The following is a 4,061-nucleotide window of genomic DNA, read 5'->3' on the forward strand; positions in this document are numbered from 1 at the left end:
CACGAGTTCTGTACAGGTTCTTGTCGCTCTTCGAGTGCCCGCGCCAACGATAGGTATTCGCGACGATGAAGCTGGGCCCGCTACCGGCTCGCGCTCTGGATACCGCCTCGTCCACTGCGTCGTAGACGGCCTGCACGTCGTTGCCGTCAACATCGACGCCGGGCATGCCGTAGCCCTTCGCCCTATCGGAGAGCTGCTCGAGCCTGAATGCCTGCTTCGACGACATGGACATCCCGTAGAGGTTGTTCTCGCAGAGATACACGACGGGCAGCTGCCACATGACAGCCAGAACAACACCCTCATGCCAAGCGCCCTCTCCCATCGCTCCGTCACCGTGATAGCACAGCGCGACCTGATCGGTGCCCCGCATCTGGGCGGACAGAGCGGCCCCGGTAGCGATCGGTACGCCTCCCGCCACGATGCCATTGGCGCCAAGGTTGCCGGTTTTCGTGTCGGCAATGTGCATCGAGCCGCCGCGCCCACGCGCGTAGCCCGACTCCTTCGCGAGCAACTCCGCCATCATGCGCGTGAGATCCGCGCCCTTCGCGATGGCGTGCCCGTGGCCACGGTGGGTCGAAGTGATTGCGTCGTCCTGCCTGAGCGCGAGCGTCGCGCCCGCTGGAACGGCCTCCTGCCCGATCGAGAGGTGCATGGTGCCGTGCATCATGCCCCGACCGTACAGATCCTCGACGGCCTCCTCGAATCTGCGGATGCGCCACAGCGTCTCGAGTGTTGATTCCGCCAGTTCGGGGTTATCGGTGATTTGCGTTGCCATGTGAGCCTCCCTACCGTTCAACCAGTTCACGTACGGCGTCGAGATCGAGTTCTCCGTCAACCATCGCGTCCTGCAGGCGGCGCAGACGAACGATCACCTGCGCGGCGTCGAGTTCGACATCCTCGTAGCGGACCGGCACTCCCTCAGCAACATCGCGCACGAGCACTGCATCCCCCGCGAGACCGATCGGCAGTTCGCCCGTTGCGGCTGCTTCATCCGCAGACACCGCATCTCCGTAAACGGTGAAGCCCCCGATGCCGTCGATTCGTTCCCCGGCATTTAGCGTGCGCTTCGCGATCGCCGTGACCTCGGCGCGCCATGCGACGGGCTGCAGCGATGCATCACCATCAATGACCGCCTCAGCGATGGACAACGGCGCCTCGATGCTCGCGAGGTGGTAGGGGCGGTAGAGCGCAAAGTACGGGCCCTCACCGAGCTTCAGGTAGCGCAGTTCCTCGCGCACGACCTCGTTGTCCGATTTGACGATCACGAACACGCCGGGGGCGACATCGCCCGTGCAGTAGTCGACAACTCCTGTCCGGTCCAGAAGACCTCCCGCTTCCTGCGGGCTGAAGACCTCGGCGAGCGTTTCGACGGTCGCCTCCGGGCCGATCATCGATCGCTGTGTGAGCTCCAAGTCGGCCGCATTGGCGAGCGCAGCCATCTCGATCATGGTCTTGGTGCCATCGACGAAGGAGCAGAGCATCTTCGGGTTCATCCCCTTGGCCGCCGCCTCATCGACGAGGTCGTCAGGTGTATCGCCCTGACGCAGCGGGTTGTTCTTGCCCTTGCCCGCCATGACGACCTCGAGTCCGAGGTCTTCTGCGAACTCGATGAGCTTGAGGCACTCGACCGGCTCGTCGCCCCGGCACACCGTGTAGATGCGCCCTTCGGCTTGAGCGAGCTTCGCGAGCGCAAGGCCCACCGTGACGTCGGCTTCGACCGTCATGAGAGCGACGTCCTTGCCGGCGGTGAGGGCCGATAGCGCCACTCGCGTCGCGACCTCGGGTACACCGGAGCACTCGACGACGATATCGACGGGAAGAGCGGTCAGCGCATCGATGTCGCCTACGGCAGCGTGGCCACCGGCTTCGATGATCTCGGTCAGCGCCGAGACCTCTCCCCCAACGGTGACGTCTTGTATACCTGCGTTGGTTAGCGCAGTCTCCGCACGATCAATCGCGACATCGGCCACAACGCTGACCGTGACCCCCGTTTGCCGCGCGAGCTGCGCGACGAAGCCCGATCCCATCTGGCCCGCGCCGACGAGGCCCACTCTGACCGGCCGTCCGGTCCGCTCCTGTCGTTCCCGGAGTTTCCTCGTGTAACCCACCCAATTCTCCTCACATATGTGCACATCATTTGCACCTTATTGCACTTTAGCATGCTGCAAGTGCGTTCCTTTGGCTAGCCTCGCTTGCGAGGTGCGCGCTTGCGCTGCGCCTGCAGACGGCGAAACTCAGCCTCGGCGGCTTCCACCGCCTTAATAACGGCCGCGTCGGATTCGCGAAACGCCACAGACCCCAGGTTCCCCTCGAGGCTCTCGCGCCTCTGCAACCGTGACAGCGCGGAGATTCCCCGCATGGCCCTTGCCTCGACGATGCGCTCATCGTGCCCGTCGATCACCAGCGCAACCACGGCACCGCGGATGAAACCCTTATGCCGACCCGAAACAAGAAACGCTCCTTTCCGGTCGGCATGGGCGACTCGCATCGATTCGATGTCTGCGAGCATCCTGCGATACTGAAACACGCTCGTGAGCCCAACCAGGCCGAGAGCGCCTATCAGTATGAGCGCGAACCCCCAGTCCATTACGCGCTCCGCAGCGAGATTCGGTCTCCGGCCGTCGGTGAACCAAGCGAACCCTCAGCGACAACCGCACCGGGAAGCAGGTTCTGATCCGGGTCGAGGTATACGACGATGTGACCGAGTGTCCGAAGATTCTCACCCGCAATCTCACCGACTCCGGTCACCGTCGCCTCCTTCTCGCCGATAGCGATGGTGTCGCCGGGCCTGGGGTCACGCGCATCTTCAGACCAGCCCTCGTGCACGACACTCACCTCGGCCAGCGCATCGGGGCAGGGTGCCCCGAACAGAATGACCACACCGGCCTCGAACATGTCCGCGGCATCCTTACCGATACTCGTCACCGTCGACGTGAAATATTCACCCATTTGCATCCTTTATCTCCTAGACCAGCAGGAAGCTGGCTCCCCATGCGATGAGCACGGCGATCGGCGACGTGATCAAGCGCGAGAACAACACGGCGGGAACACCCACCTTGACGGTCTCGGCTTTCGCCTCGCCCAGCGCGAGACCAACCGGCACGAAGTCACAACCCACCTGGCCGTTGATCGCGAACAGCGCGGGCAGCGCGTAGGACACGGGCAGCGCCCCCGCCGCGATCTGCGTTCCCATCAGCACACCGACCACCTGCGCGATCGCGGCTCCCGGGCCCAAGATCGGCGACAGGAACGGCAATCCGGTAATGATGCCGAGCGCGACAAGCCCGATGGGGTTCGCCGCAAGCGGCGTCACACCCTGAGCGATCAAGTCGGAGAGGCCGGTGTAGGTCACGAAGCCGATCAGCAGACACACGTACGCCATGAACGGCAGGATGGTCTGCAGCACCAATTGGATCGTCTGCCTACCGGATGACAGCAGCGTGTTGATGATTCCACCGACAACGCTGCCGAAGCCGACCACGACTTTCGAGAACGTGCCAAGGAAGCCCGACGGAGCTTCTTCGGCTGCACGCGCCTTCGCCGCAGCGATACGATCGGCGTTCGAAGACCCCCCGGCCTCCGCTTCCGCGGACTGCGCGGATGCATTCGCCGGCACCGTCTCCCGGTCGGTGATCTGCACGTCATCCGTAGACACGGCCGAAACGAACAAGTCCTCTGTGATGAACTGAGCAAGCGGGCCCGAGGGCTCACCGGGGAAGACGTCGACCGTAAGAATCTTCTTCTTCGGATAGACCCCGATCCTGGCCGTTCCACCGCAGTTGATGACTGCGGCGAGGATCCGCTCCTCCGGAACACTGTTGTTGAAACCGTCAACGGCTTCGACGCCGAGCAGTTCTGCTATGCGTGCCGCGACCGGATGGATTCCGCCGCCGGTCACCGACAGGATTACGTCTTTGCCGTCCTGCGGCGTGATCGTGAGCCCCTTGCCCCAACCGCCGCCCCCCGGCTGAACGAAAACACTGGAAGTCATGCTGCTTCTCCCTTACGCTCGGATTTGCGCTGTTTCGCAGCGGCCGCCGCTTCGCGGAACTCGCGATCGT

5 protein-coding genes are annotated in these 4,061 nt (G+C 63.6%); all 5 read right to left on the reverse strand.

All coding sequences use genetic code 11. The features are described from left to right. A partial coding sequence (locus Q0O95_RS13340; RefSeq protein ID WP_293699625.1) for a thiamine pyrophosphate-dependent dehydrogenase E1 component subunit alpha occupies nucleotides 1-775 on the reverse strand: 775 nt, incomplete at its 3' end. 10 nt (nucleotides 776-785) lie between these two features. Next, entirely contained in the window at nucleotides 786-2,108 is a 1,323-nt protein-coding gene (locus Q0O95_RS13345) for an SAF domain-containing protein (protein ID WP_293699628.1), read from the reverse strand. A gap of 74 nt (nucleotides 2,109-2,182) precedes the next feature. Continuing rightward, nucleotides 2,183-2,587, reverse strand: a complete 405-nt coding sequence (locus Q0O95_RS13350; protein WP_293699631.1) for a transcriptional regulator GutM — start codon at nucleotides 2,585-2,587, stop codon at nucleotides 2,183-2,185. Beyond that, a complete protein-coding gene (locus Q0O95_RS13355; RefSeq protein WP_293699633.1) occupies nucleotides 2,587-2,949 on the reverse strand; it encodes a PTS glucitol/sorbitol transporter subunit IIA in 363 nt (120 codons plus the stop codon). Before Q0O95_RS13355 ends, Q0O95_RS13350 begins: the two co-directional genes overlap by 1 nt. Nucleotides 2,950-2,965: 16 nt before the next feature. Beyond that, nucleotides 2,966-3,991: a PTS sorbitol transporter subunit IIB gene (locus Q0O95_RS13360; RefSeq protein WP_293699636.1), complete on the reverse strand. Its 1,026-nt coding sequence runs from the start codon at nucleotides 3,989-3,991 to the stop codon at nucleotides 2,966-2,968. Nucleotides 3,992-4,061 lie beyond the last annotated feature (70 nt).

Origin of the sequence: uncultured Agrococcus sp. (assembly GCF_945915485.1) — a bacterium.
Lineage (GTDB): Bacteria > Actinomycetota > Actinomycetes > Actinomycetales > Microbacteriaceae > Agrococcus.

Coding starts and splice junctions, on each gene's coding strand:
- Q0O95_RS13350 (WP_293699631.1), bottom strand. CDS start 2,587: ATGGACTGGGGGTTCGCGCTCATACTGATAGGCGCTCTCGGCCTGGTT.
- Q0O95_RS13355 (WP_293699633.1), bottom strand. CDS start 2,949: ATGGGTGAATATTTCACGTCGACGGTGACGAGTATCGGTAAGGATGCC.
- Q0O95_RS13360 (WP_293699636.1), bottom strand. CDS start 3,991: ATGACTTCCAGTGTTTTCGTTCAGCCGGGGGGCGGCGGTTGGGGCAAG.